The organism is Pseudomonas caricapapayae, assembly GCF_001400735.1.
Lineage (GTDB): Bacteria > Pseudomonadota > Gammaproteobacteria > Pseudomonadales > Pseudomonadaceae > Aquipseudomonas > Aquipseudomonas caricapapayae.
Genome location: NZ_LJPW01000054.1, coordinates 43,479 through 59,677, shown reverse-complemented (window position 1 = coordinate 59,677; position 16,199 = coordinate 43,479). Strand labels below are relative to the sequence as shown.

The following is a 16,199-nucleotide window of genomic DNA, read 5'->3' as shown; positions in this document are numbered from 1 at the left end:
GTCAGCGGGCCTGAGCGGGTTGCAACTGTGCCAGCATATTTGCACGGCACACATCGAGTATTTCGTCTGCCAGTGGCGAGTCGTTCGGGCAACTGCGCGATAACAGCAATGCTCCCAGAGCGTGGGCAAACAGGTCGATGGTGTTTGCCCGCGCCTGTTTCCATTGCGCGTCGTCCAGGGACATATTTGCCGGAGCAAGCGCTGCGATCATGCTCTCGATGCCATCGGCAAAGGTCGCTTTGACGTCGTCCGACTGACGCGCTGCATCACCGCTGAGCGCGGCCATCGTGCAGCCCGTGCCCGGGTTATCCCGGTGCTCTCTGGACAGGTAGTATTCAATGAACCGCGCAGGATCGACGTCTTTCGATTGCTCGACCGCTTGCGAGATGGAGCAGGCCGCCGACTCGGCCATCAGGTCGGACTTGGAGCCAAAATGCTTGTAGAACCCGCCGTGGGTAAACCCCGCGGCGGCCATCAAGTCTGCCACCCCGACACCGTCAAAGCCGTGCTCGCGAAACTGGACGGATGCCGTCTCGACAATGTGTGCCCGGTTGGCCTGGGCCTGCGCCTTGGTGACTCTCATGTGGGTTGCCTCTCTTGCCTGACTGATTTTGCCCGGCTGGGTTCGCCAGGACGTGAATATAGCATTGATGCTGACCATCATCAAAGTGATTGACAGTTAAGATGTTGATCGTAATTATAATTGCTCGACGCAGCGTGTTGCTCGCTATCCGTAGGCCCCTGCTATTCAGCAAGCACAAGCTCTGCCTGCTGAGCAGTCCTCTCCATCGTCAGGATCAAGACCATGAAATACAGAACGTTTGGCAAAACCGGGCTCAGTGTTTCCCAACTGGCGCTGGGGACAGGAAACTTCGGCACGGGCTGGGGCTACGGTGCCGACCCGGTTGCCAGCAAGGCAATTTTCAACGCCTATGCAGAGGCGGGTGGCAACTTCATTGATACTGCAGACATGTATCAATTCGGACAATCCGAAGCGCTTCTCGGTACGCTGCTGGAAGGCCGGCGCGATGATTTCGTGCTGGCGACCAAATTTACCAACGGTGCCTCGGCCAATCCCGGCCGACTGGCCATCGGCAACAATCGCAAGGCAATGGTCAGCTCTGTGGAGGCAAGTCTCAAGCGTTTGAAGACGGATCACATCGACATCTATTGGGCGCACCATCCAGACGCTGTTACACCCATCGAGGAAATTGTCAGAGGGTTTGAAGATCTGGCGCGTGCAGGGAAAATCCTCTACGCAGGCTTGTCCAATTTCCCTGCATGGCGGCTTGCTCGCGCGGTTACGCTGGCCGAAATCAGCCGCGCATTACCGATTGCAGCCGCTCAGTTCGAGCACAGCCTGGTGCATCGCGAGCCTGAGGCTGATCTTTTTCAGGCTTCTTACGCGCTTGGCCTTGGCGTCGTCACATGGTCACCTCTGGGGGGTGGCATGCTGACCGGCAAATACCGCAAAGGGGAGAGCGGGCGCGCTGAGGGGTTTGGCGGCAAGGTGTTCCAGCCTGAGAACTCGGCGCAGCGCACACGGATTCTCGATACTGTTCTGGAGGTTGCCGGGGCGCTTGGCGTAAGCGCGGGTCAGGTTGCCATTGCCTGGGCAGGTTCGCACGGCGCTGTTCCTATCATCGGGCCTCGTTCGCACGAGCAGATTGCCGATAATCTGGGCGCCTTGTCGCTGACGCTGACTGACGAACAGATTCAACGCCTCGATGCGGTCAGCAGTCTGGACCCCTCAGCTGGGCCAAGGTCGGCGGCTGCTTGGTCGGATGAGACTCGTGCAAGGGGAGTGGCCTGAGTTGTTATTGGCCTGGCTCGGATAGTTGGTTACCAGCCGCCAAATGAGCGGCTGGAGTCCTCCCAAACGCAGCGCTGCCGCATGAGCGCGGTGCTTGCGTGCCTTGGCAAAGGCGGTGATCTTCGCCTCGGTGTTGAAAGTGTTAGCGTATTCCCCGCGTTTTTCTTTGTAATGAGAAAGACCAAAATACTCGCAGTCTTGTCTATCCATCGTCCTTGAGCCACTTAGGGTGATGAACGCCATCACCTTCCGTGCGCACAGCCCGTATTACCGAATACCGATGAGCAGCCCTGGCTGCTCCATCAGGAGAGCACCATGCATCGAAAATCAATTTGCGCAGCACTGGCCATCCTGTCCGCAGCCACACTCACCACTTCATTGGCCTACGGCGCGAGCATCACCGGGCTCCCTGCAAGCGCCCCTGCCGACAGGTCGGTAGGCAAGCTTGAACAGGTGCATGCTTTTTACGATGCAATGCCTACCGGTGTGACAGTCACTGAAACCGGGCGTATTTTCGTCAACTTCCCTCGTTGGGGCGACAAGGTGCCTTTTACGGTGGGCGAGATTCGTGACGGCAAAGTGGTTGCCTACCCGGATCTGGCGGTCAACCGGGAGAATCCGAAGGACCCCGGCGACGGGCTGATCAGCGTGCAGAGTGTGGTGGCGGACGGCAAAGGACGCGTCTGGCTTCTGGACACTGCAGCACCGCAGTTTGCTGCTCCGCGTCCGGGTGGTGCCAAGCTGATTGCGGTAGACCTGGCCACCAATCGAATCGTCAAGCGGCTGGTGTTTCCGGATAACGTCATCTTGCCCAGCACTTATGTCAACGACATGCGCTTCGACTTCCGCAAAGGATCGCAGGGGACTGTCTATGTGACTGACTCTTCGGTGAGCGGACCGGGCGCAATCATTGTCATGGACATTGCCAGCGGGCATGCCGTACGGCGCCTGAGCGGCGCGAAGGCGACGTCTGCCGATCCGGCTTTCGTGCCCGTGGTCGAGGGCGTGCCCGTGCTGGGTGATGGCCCGGACGGATCGCGCAAACCGGTTCACGTAGCCGCAGACGGCATTGCGTTGTCGGCAGATGGCAAGACGTTGTATTTCTCGCCACTGTCCAGCCGCCACCTGTATTCCGTCGCTACCGAGCTGCTGAACGACAGCGCTGTGAATGAGCAGCAATTGGCAGCCGCCGTTCAGGACCTGGGTGAAAAGGGCGCCTCCGATGGTCTTGAGGCTGATGCAGACGGCGCTGTGTATGCAGGTGACTACGAGCACAATGCAATTCGCAAACGCCTGCCGAGCGGTGTCTGGCAAACCGTAGCGCACGATCCTCGCATGCTGTGGCCTGATACTTTATCTATCGGTCCGGATGGCTACCTGTATTTCATCGTCAACCAATTGCACCGTCAGGCCGGTTTCAATTCGGGCCACGACAAGCGTGCAAAACCTTATAGCCTGCTACGCGTGAAAGTCGACGCTGCGCCGGCCCCCACTCATTGATCGAATTGAATACCGGAGCATTGATAATGAATACACCTGCAAAGCCGTTGGCCTTGATCGCAGTCCTGAAAGCCGTTGCCGGCAAAGAGTCCGCATTGAAAGAAGCATTATCAGCACTGGTGGAGCCGTCCCGATCAGAGCCGGGCAATATCGAGTACACACTGTTCGAGGCGCGCGATGAGCACGGCACGTTTTACATGCGTGAATGCTTCAAGGATCAGGCAGCACTGGATGCGCACGTTGCCACGCCACATTACCGACAGTTTGCGGCTGTAAGCGGCGAGTGGCTGGCAGAGCCGCCGCAGCTGATATTCCTCGATCAGGTGTCTGGCTGATCTGGATAAGGGGCTCGACGCGTTCGAGCCCCTGTACGGATACCCCAGACACGCTCAAACGCATGATGGGCACCTTCTCTCAAGAGATAGGTATCATCATTCATTGGTCAAGGCGGCCACTGCCCCGGAAATCACCATTATCAGCTGAATGCCTAGCAATACTGCCAGCCACTTCGGGCCTCTGCGAATAAACCAGTAGGCTGCATTGAGCACTGTCGAGATCAGGTTAGCGAACCACAACGCAGTAATCGCCAGCACTTTCTGTACCTGAAACCAGTCACGTTGCAGGCTCAGAAAAAAGAGGGCGACACCGATGCCGATCACGACAACTGCGATGGACGCAAAACCAATGTACCTGCTTCGGTCGAAAGAGCTGAAAGGCATGCCCGTCTGGTTTTCCATTACGGGGTAAAGGTCTGCTGGTGTGTCATTGAAGTTCGGATGAGTTGCTGTTAACTGCGTAGCAGGGCCGCAGGTGAATTCAGGCTTGCCAGGATAGGCTTCAACAACCAGTAAGCCATTGGGGCGGTCATGGTCAGTGGGGGCTTCCGGAATTGTTTTATCCATCGTTTTCGCTTCCTCTGCAGAGCGCAAAGGTTATAACGAATGTCGTGACCAGTACGAGCACTTGTGCACGCCGTCAACCAACCCTCAGGCAGCAGATACGCCCGGTATCTGCCACCCACCCAGGTTTTAAAAAATATTGATCGGATAGCTGACAATGATCCGGTGCTCATCGGAATCACGCTGGCTGGCGAATTCGGTACGAAGTTGCGCATGGCGCAGTGCAACGCTGAGGTTTTTCGCCGGGCCGGACTGCACCACGTAACTCAGGGTCACGTTGCGTTCCCATTCCTTCTTGTCGCCGTCGGATGTCTGGATGTTCGAACCGCTTTCATACATGGCCAGGAAGTTCAGCCCGGGAACGCCAAGCTTGGCGAAGTCATAGCCGTAACGGACCTGCCAGGTGCGTTCTCCGGCGCGCTGGAACTTGCCGATCATGGATTCGGTCATGAAGTAAGCGGTTGATCCATCGCCCTGATTCAACCACACCGCGTCGCTGTCGCCGGTCACTGCCTGATAACCGGCAGCAAAGGTATGACCGTTGATGAGGTAGGTAAACTGGGCGCTGGACAGGCGGCTGTCGACTTCACCTTTGGTGACACCGTTGCCGTAATAGCCCACGGTGTAGAACGCCGGGTCATGGCCGTTGGCACCGTCCGAGCGGTTGTCGAAGTGACGAAGATCAGTGCGCAGGGTGCCAGGACCCAGTTGCATGTCGTATTTCAAACCGAGAAAGTTCTGCTTGTAGAAGTTTTCCAGGTTGCCGTAGTAGTACTGCAAGGTCAGGTCTTTGGTCGGTTTGTAATCGACGCCTGCGTAGTAGAACTTGTTGACGAACTCGCCGGTCAGCGGGTTGTTGGCACCCGGAATGGACATGCCCATCTGATTGGTCGAGCCACGGCCCATGACATGTTCCAGCTGGCCTGCGGTGAAGGTGAAGTCCTTCAGGTCGCCAGACTGAATCTGCCCGCCACGAAAAGTCTGTTGCAACATGCGGTCGGTGGACATCACCACCGGCAACATCGGCACCAGCGTTCCGTACTTCAGCTCGGTTCTGGACACACGTGCCTTGAGCGTCGCGCCCAGGCTGCTGAATTCATCGACCGCACGCCCATCGCTGTCAGTCGGAAAGACATTGCCATTGAACGCGGTACTTTGCGGGTTGTAGTGACGACCTTTGCCTGAGTCCAGGCGAATGCCCAACTGGCCGAGTGCATCGACACCGAAGCCCACTGTGCCCGGCGTATAGCCGGACTGATAGTTGAGCATGAAGCCCTGGCCCCACTCCTGTGTGTAGTTTGGGTCGGCAGCGCCGCTGCGATTGTCTGCGTTACTGAAGAAGTTGCGCGCGAGAACGCTGGCCTTGCTGTCTTCCAGAAAACCTTCGGCGTAGCCCTGCTGCGCAATCAGCAGGCCACAAAAGCCCGCAACGAAGGGGGTGGCGCGATTGATACGCTCCATCGGGTTCATCCTCATGCTGTCATTAAGTGTTTTGGGGAGGCAGAGTCAGGCGGCAGTCAGGTTTCTTATTGTTTTTCAGCGGCGAGCGCTTCAGATGAGTTCTTTGTGGGGGTTGCTGCACGGGGCACCTGGTGAAGCGTGATGCGAGGCAGGCGATGCAAAGCGAACAGCGCAAGTACGCCGAGCCCGGCGCAGATCAACAGTCCTGTGCCCACAGCCTGGGCGAGGGCGGTGCGGGCAATCAGTAATGCGGCGTCGGCGTGCGCAGGCGTGCGCAACAGCACCTGAGGGTCGGCCAGACGCGTTAACGCCAGTGCCTGTCCTGCTGCAGGCAGCGCACTTTGCAGGTTGGCGACATACAAGACCTTGACCAGTACGCCCATGGCCGCAGTGCCCAGCAACCCGCCGACCAGCCGCAAGGATTGGGTCAGTGCGGTGGCAATGCCGAGAAACTGCCGTTCGGCGAGTGTCTGGGTGAACACGGTAAGGTTGAGCAGAATGAACCCCAGCCCCAGCCCGGCCAGCAGAATGAGCACGAGCAACGTCCAGAACCCGGCATGCAGTCCGACCAGCGCCAAGGCAATACAGGCAACCGACAAGGCGATAAAGCCGGCAACCGGCAGCCGGTTGGGGCTTGCCATGCGCGTGACGATCCGGCTGTTGACGATCGCACCCAGCGTGATGCTCAGGGCCAGAGGGGTGAGCAGCAACCCGGCGTCCTGTGGCGAGTAGCCGTAGCTGCCCTGCAACAACAGCGGCAGGTAGAACAACAGGGTGAACATGATCGCCCCGGCCAGCAGCGAGAGGATGAACAGCAGGCGGATGCTGCGATTGGCAAACAGTCCTGCGGGCAGTAGGGCATAGGCGCAGTGGCGTTCCTGGAACCACAGGCCGGTCATGGCGAAAAGGGTCACAGCGCCGCATGCGAGGCTGGTCGACAGAGAGCGCTGTCCCAGCCATTCGACGAACAGTTGCAGACTGCCCAGGGTCAGTACGATCAGTAATGCCCCGAACCAGTCGAGCCTGATCGCACCGGCAGATTGCGGGCGATACCAGGGTAAAAAACGCCAGGCGAAAAACAGGGCAATCACGCCTAGCGGCAGGTTCAGCCAGAACACCGAACGCCAGCCGAACTCACCGGACAGGTAGCCCCCCAATCCGGGGCCGATGGCGTTGACCACGCTGAACATGGCGCTCAGCAGTACCTGCCAGCGCAACCGCTGGCGAGTGTCGGGAAACAGCTCTGGCACGCACGCAAACGCTGTACCGATGAGCATGCCGCCACCCACGCCCTGCAAAGCGCGGCCAATGACCAGTAGCAGCATGCTGTCGGCCAGCGCGCAGACCAGCGAGGCAAGGGTAAAAATCACTGTGGCGGCCAGCACGAACGGCTTGCGCCCGTAGAAGTCGCCCAGTCGGCCGAAGATGGGGATGGTGACGATAGATGCGAGCAGGTACCCGGTGGCCACCCAGGCATACAACTCGAAACCATTGAGTTCGGCGACGATGCTTGGCAGTGCGTTGCCGATGACCGTCTGATCAAGCGCGGAAAGCATCAGCACCAGCGAAATGCCGAGCATGGCCAACAAGGCCTGTTTGAAGGTCAGGGCTGGATGGCTCGGCGTGGTCATGGCGAGGCGCTCAGCGCAATGCAGCGACAGCAGTCGCAATGCGCGTGCAGCCGGTTTCAAGGGTGTCGAGGGCTGTCGCTGTGGACATGCGGAAAAACGGTGCCAGGCCATAAGCGCTGCCTGCAACCACGGCTACACCCTGGCTTTCCAGCAAGTACAGGACCACATCGGTGTCGGCCTCCAGTACCGAACCCGAAGGGGTAATTTTGCCGATCAGCGCCCCGCAATTGACGTAAAGATAGAACGCACCCTCGGGTTTTATGCAGCTCAGGCCCTCAATCGCATTGATCAGCTCAAGGCATCGGTCGCGACGCTGCCGGTAAACCTTGACGCTCTCGCCGACAAACGACTGGTCACCATTGAGGGCGGCCACCGCAGCGGCCTGGCTTACCGAGCAGGCGTTGCTGGTGGATTGCGATTGCAGGGTGGCCATCGCATTGATGATATCGCCGGGGCCTGCGGCATAGCCGATACGCCAACCGGTCATGGCATAGGTCTTGGATACGCCGTTGATGATCAGCACACGCTCGCGAAGTGTCGGTTCAACCGTCAACAGATGGCTGAGCGGGGCGTCGTCATAGCGAATGTGCTCATAGATGTCATCGGTCATTACCAATACATCGGGGTAGTCGAGCAGTACATCGGCCAGGGCCCGCCATTCAGCTGCGCTGTAGGTGGCACCGGTCGGGTTGCTCGGCGAATTGAGCAGCAGCCAGCGGGTGCGCGGGGTGATGGCCTGGCGCAGTTGCCCGGCGGTGAGTTTGAAATGGTTTTCCTCGGGGCATGGCAGTGCCACAGGACGCCCGTCGCAGGCCAGCACCATGTCCGGGTATGACACCCAGTAAGGTGCCGGGATCAGCACCTCATCGTCGATCCCCAGGGTTGCGGCGAACGCATTGAAGATCGCCGCCTTGGCACCGCTGGTGACAACGATCTGACCAGGAGCGTAGGTCAGACCGTTTTCACGCTTGAGTTTGGCGGCGATAGCCTCGCGCAGGACCGCCGTACCCGCGTTCAGCGTGTAGCGGGTCTCACCGTTTTCGATGGCAGCCGAGGCGGCCTGACGAATGTGTGCAGGCGTGTCGAAGTCCGGTTCGCCGACCACCAGGTTGATGATCGATTTGCCTGCGCGCCGCAGTTCATTGGCCCGATCGGCAGCAGCGCTGCTTGGCGAAGGTTTGATGCGGAGCACGCGGGCTGCGATGCGAGATGCGGTCACGTTGGCATTCCTCGTTGATGGCTTTGACGGGGAACACGTTACGAGCCCGCACGGGGCAGGCCATAAGACGAGTTTGTTCTGGGTTGATAGGCAGCGCTTATGACCGCAGATGAGCCGCCAGCGCACCAAAAGCGGGCGGGCAATGACTGCGGGGGGTATCAGTACGTCGCGAGCAGGCCACTCTGGCGCAGACATAGCAATTGCTTATGTCTGTTTTTCAGAGCTGGCCTGTGTCTTGCTGAAACATCGGCGTCGTGACTCTGGAGTGCAGTACCTTGAACCTTCGCCGCTTGAAATATTTCGTGAAAATTGTCGATATCGGCAGTCTGACTCAGGCCGCCGATGTGCTGCACATCGCACAACCTGCGTTAAGTCAGCAACTGGTGACACTGGAAGCGGAGTTGCAGCAGCAGTTGTTGATCCGCACCAAGCGCGGCGTGACTCCCACCGAGGCTGGCAAGGTCCTTTATGGTCATGCCCAGGTCATTCTGCGCCAGTGTGAGCAGGCGCAAAGTGATGTCAACGCCAGCGGTCTTGCGTTGTCCGGGCCGGTGTCGGTAGGGCTGGCTCCCGGCACCGCTGCGTCGACCCTGTCGCTGCCGTTGCTCAAGCGGGTGCGCGAGCGCCATCCGGGCATTCTGCTGTACCTCAACGAGAACTTTGGCACCACCCTCAGCGAGTTGATCATGAACGGACGTATGGACATGGCCGTTCTCTATGGCGGCCGTGAAGTGCACGGCCTGAGTTTCGTGCCGTTGATACGCGAGCAACTGTACCTGGTCAGCGCCGAAGACGCGCTCCAGGGCAGCGAGGACATACCGCTCGCCGAGCTGGCCGATATCGATTTGCTGTTGCCACGTACCTACAACACCGTTCGCCGCCTGGTGGACGAAGCATTTGTACGCATCGAGCGCAGTGCCCGTGTGGTGGCCGAAATAGAATCATCGACCACCCTGGCGGCCGCGGTGGCTGACCGGTTCGGCTCGACCATCCTTCCCGAGTCTGCTGCACGGGTGCTGGCCGACACGCATGCAGTCAACCTGAGCCGTATTGTCGAACCCGAGATCGAAGCGCCGCTTGCGTTGTGCCTGTCAGGGCACTTGCCGCTTTCGGTTCCGGCCCAGGCGGTCAAAGCCATCCTTCTGGAGCTGGTCGCAGAGATGCGCGGCAATCGCCGTACCCAGTGACTCTGGCGTCATAAGGGTCGCTTATCACCCCACAGTCAAACCGTCTTGGCGGCCGAAAACCGCTCTCGTTACATTGCCCTCAGCCACATTTCTTTCGCCAGGCAAGGGCTCTTGCATGAAACCGGAACGTATCAAAGCGCTTATCGACCTGATGGCCGAATCGGACTTGAGTGAACTCAGCCTGTGTGAAGGCGATGCGCAGTTGCGTTTGCTGCGCGAGCCCGTTCAGGCCGCCTGCCGCGTCACGCCCGCTGCATCTACGTCGTTGAAGGCGTCTGCGGCGGATGCTGAGTCTGCGTCTGCGCCAAGCGTGCCTGCGGATGTGCAAGCGGCACAGGCCTGCGCCTCGTTGTACGGAGTCCTGCACCTGACCCCGGCACCCGACCAGCCGCCTTTTGTCGAGGTCGGTACGTCAGTTGAGGCAGGGCAGACCCTTGCAGTGATTGAAGCCATGAAGATGTTTCATCCGGTGACGGCTGAGGTGGCAGGTGTCGTGACCGCCATTCTGGTTGCCAACGGCGAGGAAGTTCAGGCCGGTCAGGCACTGTTCAGTATCGGTTGAAGGTCCTCGCTTGCCTTGCTGGCTGCCATCCGGATTCACAGATCAGGGGTTTTTGATGTTCGATAAAGTGTTGATTGCCAACCGTGGCGAAATAGCCCTGCGTATACAGCGCGCCTGCAAAGGCCTGGGTCTGCGTACGGTAGCGGTCTATTCCGAAGCGGATCGCGATGCCGGTTATGTACAGCAGGCCGAAGAAGCACTGTGCATCGGTCCTGCCGCGCCAGGCCAGAGTTACCTGAATCAGGCTGCTGTGCTTTACGCAGCCCGGTTGACGGGGGCTCAAGCGATTCATCCCGGCTACGGGTTTCTGTCTGAGAATGCCGCGTTCGCCGAGCGCATCGAGCAGGCTGGCCTGACCTTTATCGGTCCCAGCGCCGCGTGCATCCGCGTCATGGGCGACAAGGTCGCGGCCAAGCGGGCAATGCGTGAGGCAGGTGTACCGTGCGTGCCTGGCCCTGACACCAGCATGCCTGCCGATCCACAAGGCATCTTGAAGATTGCCCGCGACATCGGTTACCCGGTCATCGTCAAGGCCGCTGGCGGCGGCGGAGGGCGGGGCATGCGCGTGGTTCAGGAAGAGCAGCAACTGCTCGATGCGATTGCCCTGACCCGCGAGGAAGCTCGCCGCGCCTTCGACAATCCCGAGTTGTATATCGAGAAGTTTCTGGGCCATCCGCGGCATGTCGAGATTCAGGTGTTGTGCGATGCCTACGGCAATGCAGTCTGGCTCGGCTCGCGGGATTGCTCGATGCAGCGCCGACACCAGAAGGTGCTTGAAGAGGCACCTGCACCTGGCATCGATACGGCACTCCTGGCCAGAGTGGGCGAGCGTTGCGCACAGGCCTGCCGTCAGATTGGTTATCAGGGTGTGGGCACATTCGAATTTCTGTTTGAAAACGATGAGTTCTATTTCATCGAAATGAATACCCGCCTCCAGGTCGAGCACCCGGTCACGGAAATGACCTCCGGCATCGACATCGTCCAGCAGCAGATTCGCATGGCGATGGGTGAACGCCTGAGCATCAGCCAGGCCGATGTAAGCGTATCGGGTCATTCGCTGGAGTGCCGGATCAACGCCGAGGACCCGCGCAGTTTCATGCCGACTCCGGGACAGATCACCCGCTGGCAGATCCCGGGTGGTTTCGGGGTGCGCGTCGATTCTCATGTCAGCCACGGTTACCGCGTTCCGCCTTATTACGATTCGATGGTGGCAAAGGTCATCACCCACGGTGCCAGCCGTGACGAGGCTCTGGCGCGCATGCATCTGGCGCTGAGCGAGATGCACGTCGAGGGCATCTCCACCAACATCGCGCTGCATCGCGACATTCTTCAGGACCCGGTGTTCTGCAAGGGTGGCATGGACATCCATCATTTGGAGCGCTGGTTGCAGACAAGGAGTTACCCATGACCGTCCTGCAGACGCCAAATACGCCAAGAATCACTCTGTTGGGAACCACCGCCTTGTTGTTCGAAGCCCCCGGCGAACTCGATCTGGCACCGCAGCAACGGATATGGGCGCTGGCCAGCCTCAGCAAGGGTTGGCCCCAGGTACGCGAAGCCGTGCCGGGTATGAACAACCTGATGCTGATCTTCGCTCTGCCACCCAGGGATCTGGCCGGTTTGAAAACCCGTTTGCTGGAAACCTGGGAACAGTGCCAGCCATTGCCGTTGCAGGGCCGGATCATTGAATTGCCGGTGGTGTACGGCGGCGAAGGCGGCCCGCATATGGCAGATGTCATTGCCCATACCGGGCTGGATATCGAGACCATTGCCAATTTGCACTGCGAACCGCTTTACCCGGTGTACGCCTTGGGCAGTCATCCGGGTTACTGCTACCTGGGCGGCATGGATCAGCGTCTGGCAACGCCGCGGCGCAAGGTGCCGGTACTCGACATCGGTGCCGGCTCGGTTTCCATTGGCGGCGTGCAGACAGGTATTTCAGCCTCGGCCGGTCCCAGCGGCTGGAACACGATAGGGCGCACGGAAATGGTCTTTTTCGACGCTGATCAGAACCCTCCGGCGCTGTTGCAGCCCCGCGATCAACTGCGCTTGCGTATCGAGAGGATCATTCGATGATCGAAGTTATCAGCGCCACGGCACTCGCGACGGTCCAGGATCTGGGCCGGCATGGCAGCCTGGGTTACGGCGTCGGCACCTCCGGCGCAATGGACACGCTGTCGCTGCGCCTCGGCAACCTGTTGCTGGGCAACGATGAAGACGCAGCCGGTATTGAAATTCCGCTGTTCCCGTTCGAAGTGCGGTTTGTCGAAGCCTGCACCTTTGCGATTACCGGTGCCGCCTGTGGTGCGCTGCTGGATGGCGAGCGGTTGCCGGGCAATTGGGTTGCCCAGGCACGCAAGGATCAAGTGCTGAGGCTCAATTACCCGACGATGGGCAGCCGTGTCTACCTGTGCCTGGCCGGTGGCGTCGATGTGCCGTTGGTGCTCGGCTCGCGCAGCACTCAATTGCGCGGCGCTTTTGGTGGCTGGCAAGGCCGTGCCTTGCAGCAAGGGGATCTGATTCCCGCAGGCGCTGCCAATCAGTCGCGAGCCAGTGATTTTGGGGTGCAATCTTGCGTGGCGGCCTTGCCGTTGAAGGTCGACGGGCTGCCGGCCATCCGCGTGCTTCCGGCTGCGGAATTCGACTGTTTCAGCGCAGAGGCCCAGGAAACGTTTTTTGCCGGCGAGTGGAAAATCACCACGCAAAGCAACCGGTACGGTTACCGCATGGAAGGTACGCCTTTGCTGGCACGCGAGGCACTGGAAATCCGCTCTCATGGCATTGTGCCTGGCGTGATTCAGGTGCCCCACGGCGGTCAGCCAATCGTGCAAATGCGTGATGCCCAGCCCAGCGGCGGCTACCCCAAGTTCGCGACGGTCATCGAGGCCGATCTGTGGCGTCTCGGTCAGGCCCCTATCGGCAGCAAGGTGCGTTTTGTGCAGTGCGGCTACGACGAAGCGGTCAACGCGCTGGAGACCAATCAGGCTTTCATCGAAGACGCCCGGCGCATGCTCGCGCTGCGCGGTCTGTAAGGACATTGCTGATGAACATCAATGAGATTCGCCAGCTGGCAGTCTGGATCCGGGATGCCGGGCTTACTGTGCTCGAACTGAAGCGTCCGGGGTTCGAACTGTTGATCCGCCGCGGCGAACCCGTGCAGAACCGTGCCCTGGAACCTGCTGCGGTGCGTATCGCCGCCGAGCCGTCTGCGGCGGCCGCCCATGTGATAACAGCCAGCAACCCTGGCGTTTTTGTGTCGACTCATCCCGATGAACGCAACAGCTACGTAAAACCTGGAGATACCGTGGCTGCAGGGCAGTTGCTGGGGCTTTTGCGCATCGGCCTGCTGTATCTGCCGGTGCGCAGCAAACAGGCAGGACGCGTGGTGCGTTTTCTGGCCGCCGAGGAAGAACGGGTCGGTTACGGCCAGCCGCTGATAGAACTGGAGGGATAACAGAATGCGCATCGACCTGAATGCCGATCTGGGCGAAGGCTTTGGTCCGTGGACCATGGGCGAGGATGAGGCCCTCATGCAACTGATCTCCTCGGCCAATGTCGCCTGCGGGTTTCATGCCGGTGATCCGCTGATCATGGACGGCACCGTACGCCGCGCAAAGGCGCTGGGCATTGATCTCGGCGCACACGTCGGCTTTCCTGATCTGCAGGGATTCGGGCGGCGCCGGATGAATATCGAACTCAACGAGCTGTGCAGCATGGTGGTGTATCAGTTGGGCGCTTTGGCAGGCATTGCAGCGGCTGCCGGTTACCGTGTCACGCACATGAGTTTCCATGGCGCGCTGGGCAATATGGCCGCAGCCGATGCCGAACTCGCCAGACCGTTGGTCAACGCGGTCGCCCGCTTCGATCCGCAGATGATCATCAGTTCATCCAGCAGCGCCGCCATCGAACAGGCCGCCGAGGCGTGCAACCTGAGGGTGGCGACGACCTTTCTGGCCGATCGTGCCTACGACGAAAACTGCCTGCTGGTGCCGCGTGGCATCACGGGGGCGGTGGTCAAGGACCCCGAGCAGGTCCGCGCCAGGGTTGCGCAACTGCTTCAGGACGGAACCGTTACCACCCTTGGCGGCAAGCGTGTGGCGGTCAATGCCCAATCGATTCTGCTGCATGGCGACACACCGGGCGCGGTGGAGCTTGCGCGCAGTATTCGGCACAGCATCGAAGAGCAGGGCGGTGTCATTACCCCCGTTTCCAGGTTGCTCGGGTCATAAGTGCAGCTTATTGCCACACAACCATTGTGTCTTGGTCGCTGCCCATGACGCTCGTTAAAGTCCAGTACAAGACGATCAGCATTAATAGCCAAGCGGCTGATCGACGCTTATTCAAGGAAACCCCGACATGCCTTTTTCCGATTACAAAACCGCGCTGGTCACCGGCGCATCTTCCGGCATTGGCGAAGCCGTGGTGGAACGGCTGTGTGCCGAAGGCCTGCAGGTGCATGCGCTGGCGCGCAGCGCAGACAAGCTGGCAGCGCACCGGCTGTGTTGCGCATGCTATCGACGTGACTGATCTGGCTGGTCTGACGGCATTGTTTCAGGCTCATCAGTTCGATGTTGTGGTCAACAATGCCGGAGTCGACCGGCCCGGCTCACTGCTCAAGGCTGACGCCGAAGGGATCGATCTGCTGGTCGATGTAAACCTGCGTGCAGTGTTGCAGATCGCCAGGCTTTCGTTGCCGGGTATGGTCGAGCGAGACTGCGGGCACATCATCAACATCAGCTCGATCGCCGCTGCCTACAACTTCGGTGGCAACTCGACGTACCACGCGACCAAGGCTGCCGTGAGCATGCTTTCCCGCCAGTTGCGTATCGATGCCTTCGGCAAGCGCGTACGGGTGACCGAAATCTGCCCGGGCCGCGTGGCCACGGACATTTTCGCGCACGTGCATGGCGACTCCGAGGACGTGCGTAAACGCTTCATCGAAGGCTACGAGTTGCCTGTTGCCAAGGACATTGCCGACGCGATCGCTTACGTGATTGCCGCGCCCATCGCGGTCAATATCGGCCATATGGAAATCACCCCGACGCTTCAGGTCCCGGGCGGGCTGTCAACGGCGCGCCCGCAGGACTACGAAGGCTGAGCCCGCGCCTCGTTGCACGCGCTGTACCTATTACGAGAGCGGCATCAGCCGCCACGCCACATTCGCGACAGAACCCCTGTCGCCTTGTTTCTGCCCTGGCTGAATGTCTATGGAACACACCATGACCAACGACTTCGATCTTTCAGCGATCCTGCAGGGCGAGTACGCCGGGCTGATCGTCAAGGGTATAGAAACAACCGTGCAACTGGCGCTTGTCGCCTGGTGCATGGCCATGGCGGTGGCCTTGCTGCTGGTGTCGATTCGCCTGACGGGCAACAAATACGCCGAACGCCTGGTTGCGGGTTACGTGTCCTACCACCGCAATGTGCCCACGCTGGTGCAACTGATGCTCTGGTATTTCGGTATTCCGACGCTGCTTTCCGAGAGTACCCAGATCTGGTTGTCCAACTACAGCACCGAATACCTGTTCTCGGTCATCGCGCTGGGGCTGTGCCAGGCGGCTTATTTCAGTGAAGACATACGCAGCGGGTTGCGTGCCATTCCGGCCGGGCAAGTCGAAGCGTCGCGTGCTCTGGGCCTGGGCTATGTGCGCTCGATGCGCTATGTGATTCTCCCGCAAGGGATACGCAACTGCCTGCCTTCGTTGATCAATCACTCGGTCCTGCTGTTCAAGAACACCAGTCTGGTCATGGCCATCGGTGTCGTCGAGCTGACCTACGCCACGCGTGAAGTCGAGAACTACACCTTCCGCACCTTCGAAGCGTACCTGGTCGCAACCGTGGTCTATCTGGCCATTTCATTGATGCTGATGGGCCTGGGTGCGTTGCTCGCCCGGCACTTCAGCAAAGCCATGGCGAGGTAGGCGGCG

General features: G+C 59.8%; 16 protein-coding genes and 1 pseudogene. 12 read left to right on the top strand and 5 right to left on the bottom strand.

The window, feature by feature from the left end; all coding sequences use genetic code 11:
- Window position 1 precedes the first annotated feature (1 nt).
- Window positions 2–583 carry a TetR/AcrR family transcriptional regulator gene (locus tag ALO80_RS07455; protein ID WP_083493181.1) on the bottom strand — a complete coding sequence of 194 codons (582 nt, stop codon included), beginning with the start codon at window positions 581–583 and terminating at the stop codon, window positions 2–4.
- A gap of 222 nt (window positions 584–805) precedes the next feature.
- Between ALO80_RS07455 and ALO80_RS07450 the strand changes: the two genes are divergently transcribed.
- The 3 genes from ALO80_RS07450 to ALO80_RS07440 all read left to right on the top strand — a co-directional run bounded on the left by ALO80_RS07450 (window position 806) and on the right by ALO80_RS07440 (window position 3,648).
- Entirely contained in the window at window positions 806–1,813 is a 1,008-nt protein-coding gene (locus ALO80_RS07450) for an aldo/keto reductase (RefSeq protein ID WP_055008491.1), read from the top strand.
- 315 nt (window positions 1,814–2,128) lie between these two features.
- Window positions 2,129–3,313, top strand: coding sequence for an L-dopachrome tautomerase-related protein (locus ALO80_RS07445; protein WP_055008490.1), 1,185 nt, complete (start codon window positions 2,129–2,131; stop codon window positions 3,311–3,313).
- 26 nt (window positions 3,314–3,339) lie between these two features.
- Window positions 3,340–3,648: a putative quinol monooxygenase gene (locus ALO80_RS07440; RefSeq protein ID WP_055008489.1), complete on the top strand. Its 309-nt coding sequence runs from the start codon at window positions 3,340–3,342 to the stop codon at window positions 3,646–3,648.
- Between the two features lie 96 nt (window positions 3,649–3,744).
- Here ALO80_RS07440 and ALO80_RS07435 read toward each other — a convergent pair whose 3' ends face one another.
- The 4 genes from ALO80_RS07435 to ALO80_RS07420 form a co-directional block, all read right to left on the bottom strand.
- Window positions 3,745–4,215, bottom strand: coding sequence for a hypothetical protein (locus ALO80_RS07435; protein ID WP_055008488.1), 471 nt, complete (start codon window positions 4,213–4,215; stop codon window positions 3,745–3,747).
- A 126-nt stretch (window positions 4,216–4,341) separates the two neighbouring features.
- Window positions 4,342–5,673: an OprD family porin gene (locus ALO80_RS07430; protein ID WP_055008487.1), complete on the bottom strand. Its 1,332-nt coding sequence runs from the start codon at window positions 5,671–5,673 to the stop codon at window positions 4,342–4,344.
- Between the two features lie 65 nt (window positions 5,674–5,738).
- On the bottom strand, window positions 5,739–7,304 hold the full coding sequence (locus ALO80_RS07425) for an MFS transporter (protein ID WP_083493179.1): 1,566 nt from the start codon (window positions 7,302–7,304) through the stop codon (window positions 5,739–5,741).
- A gap of 10 nt (window positions 7,305–7,314) precedes the next feature.
- Window positions 7,315–8,523, bottom strand: a complete 1,209-nt coding sequence (locus tag ALO80_RS07420) for an aspartate transaminase (protein WP_055008485.1) — start codon at window positions 8,521–8,523, stop codon at window positions 7,315–7,317.
- A 275-nt stretch (window positions 8,524–8,798) separates the two neighbouring features.
- Between ALO80_RS07420 and nac the strand changes: the two genes are divergently transcribed.
- From nac to ALO80_RS07375, 9 genes and pseudogenes are all read left to right on the top strand, one after another.
- A complete protein-coding gene (gene nac / locus ALO80_RS07415) occupies window positions 8,799–9,710 on the top strand; it encodes a nitrogen assimilation transcriptional regulator NAC (protein ID WP_055008484.1) in 912 nt (303 codons plus the stop codon).
- Window positions 9,711–9,825: 115 nt separating this feature from the next.
- Window positions 9,826–10,272: an acetyl-CoA carboxylase biotin carboxyl carrier protein gene (locus ALO80_RS07410; RefSeq protein WP_055008483.1), complete on the top strand. Its 447-nt coding sequence runs from the start codon at window positions 9,826–9,828 to the stop codon at window positions 10,270–10,272.
- Between the two features lie 55 nt (window positions 10,273–10,327).
- Window positions 10,328–11,680, top strand: a complete 1,353-nt coding sequence (accC, locus tag ALO80_RS07405) for an acetyl-CoA carboxylase biotin carboxylase subunit (protein ID WP_055008482.1) — start codon at window positions 10,328–10,330, stop codon at window positions 11,678–11,680.
- Window positions 11,677–12,348, top strand: a complete 672-nt coding sequence (gene pxpB, locus ALO80_RS07400; RefSeq protein WP_055008481.1) for a 5-oxoprolinase subunit PxpB — start codon at window positions 11,677–11,679, stop codon at window positions 12,346–12,348. Before accC ends, pxpB begins: the two co-directional genes overlap by 4 nt.
- Window positions 12,345–13,304: a 5-oxoprolinase subunit C family protein gene (locus ALO80_RS07395; protein ID WP_055008480.1), complete on the top strand. Its 960-nt coding sequence runs from the start codon at window positions 12,345–12,347 to the stop codon at window positions 13,302–13,304. Before pxpB ends, ALO80_RS07395 begins: the two co-directional genes overlap by 4 nt.
- Window positions 13,305–13,315: 11 nt before the next feature.
- A complete protein-coding gene (locus ALO80_RS07390) occupies window positions 13,316–13,726 on the top strand; it encodes a biotin/lipoyl-containing protein (RefSeq protein WP_055008479.1) in 411 nt (136 codons plus the stop codon).
- Window positions 13,727–13,730: 4 nt separating this feature from the next.
- A complete protein-coding gene (locus tag ALO80_RS07385; RefSeq protein ID WP_055008478.1) occupies window positions 13,731–14,501 on the top strand; it encodes a LamB/YcsF family protein in 771 nt (256 codons plus the stop codon).
- A gap of 127 nt (window positions 14,502–14,628) precedes the next feature.
- Window positions 14,629–15,370, top strand: a pseudogene (locus tag ALO80_RS07380) (SDR family oxidoreductase).
- A 121-nt stretch (window positions 15,371–15,491) separates the two neighbouring features.
- Window positions 15,492–16,193: an amino acid ABC transporter permease gene (locus ALO80_RS07375; protein WP_055008477.1), complete on the top strand. Its 702-nt coding sequence runs from the start codon at window positions 15,492–15,494 to the stop codon at window positions 16,191–16,193.
- Window positions 16,194–16,199: the final 6 nt, after the last annotated feature.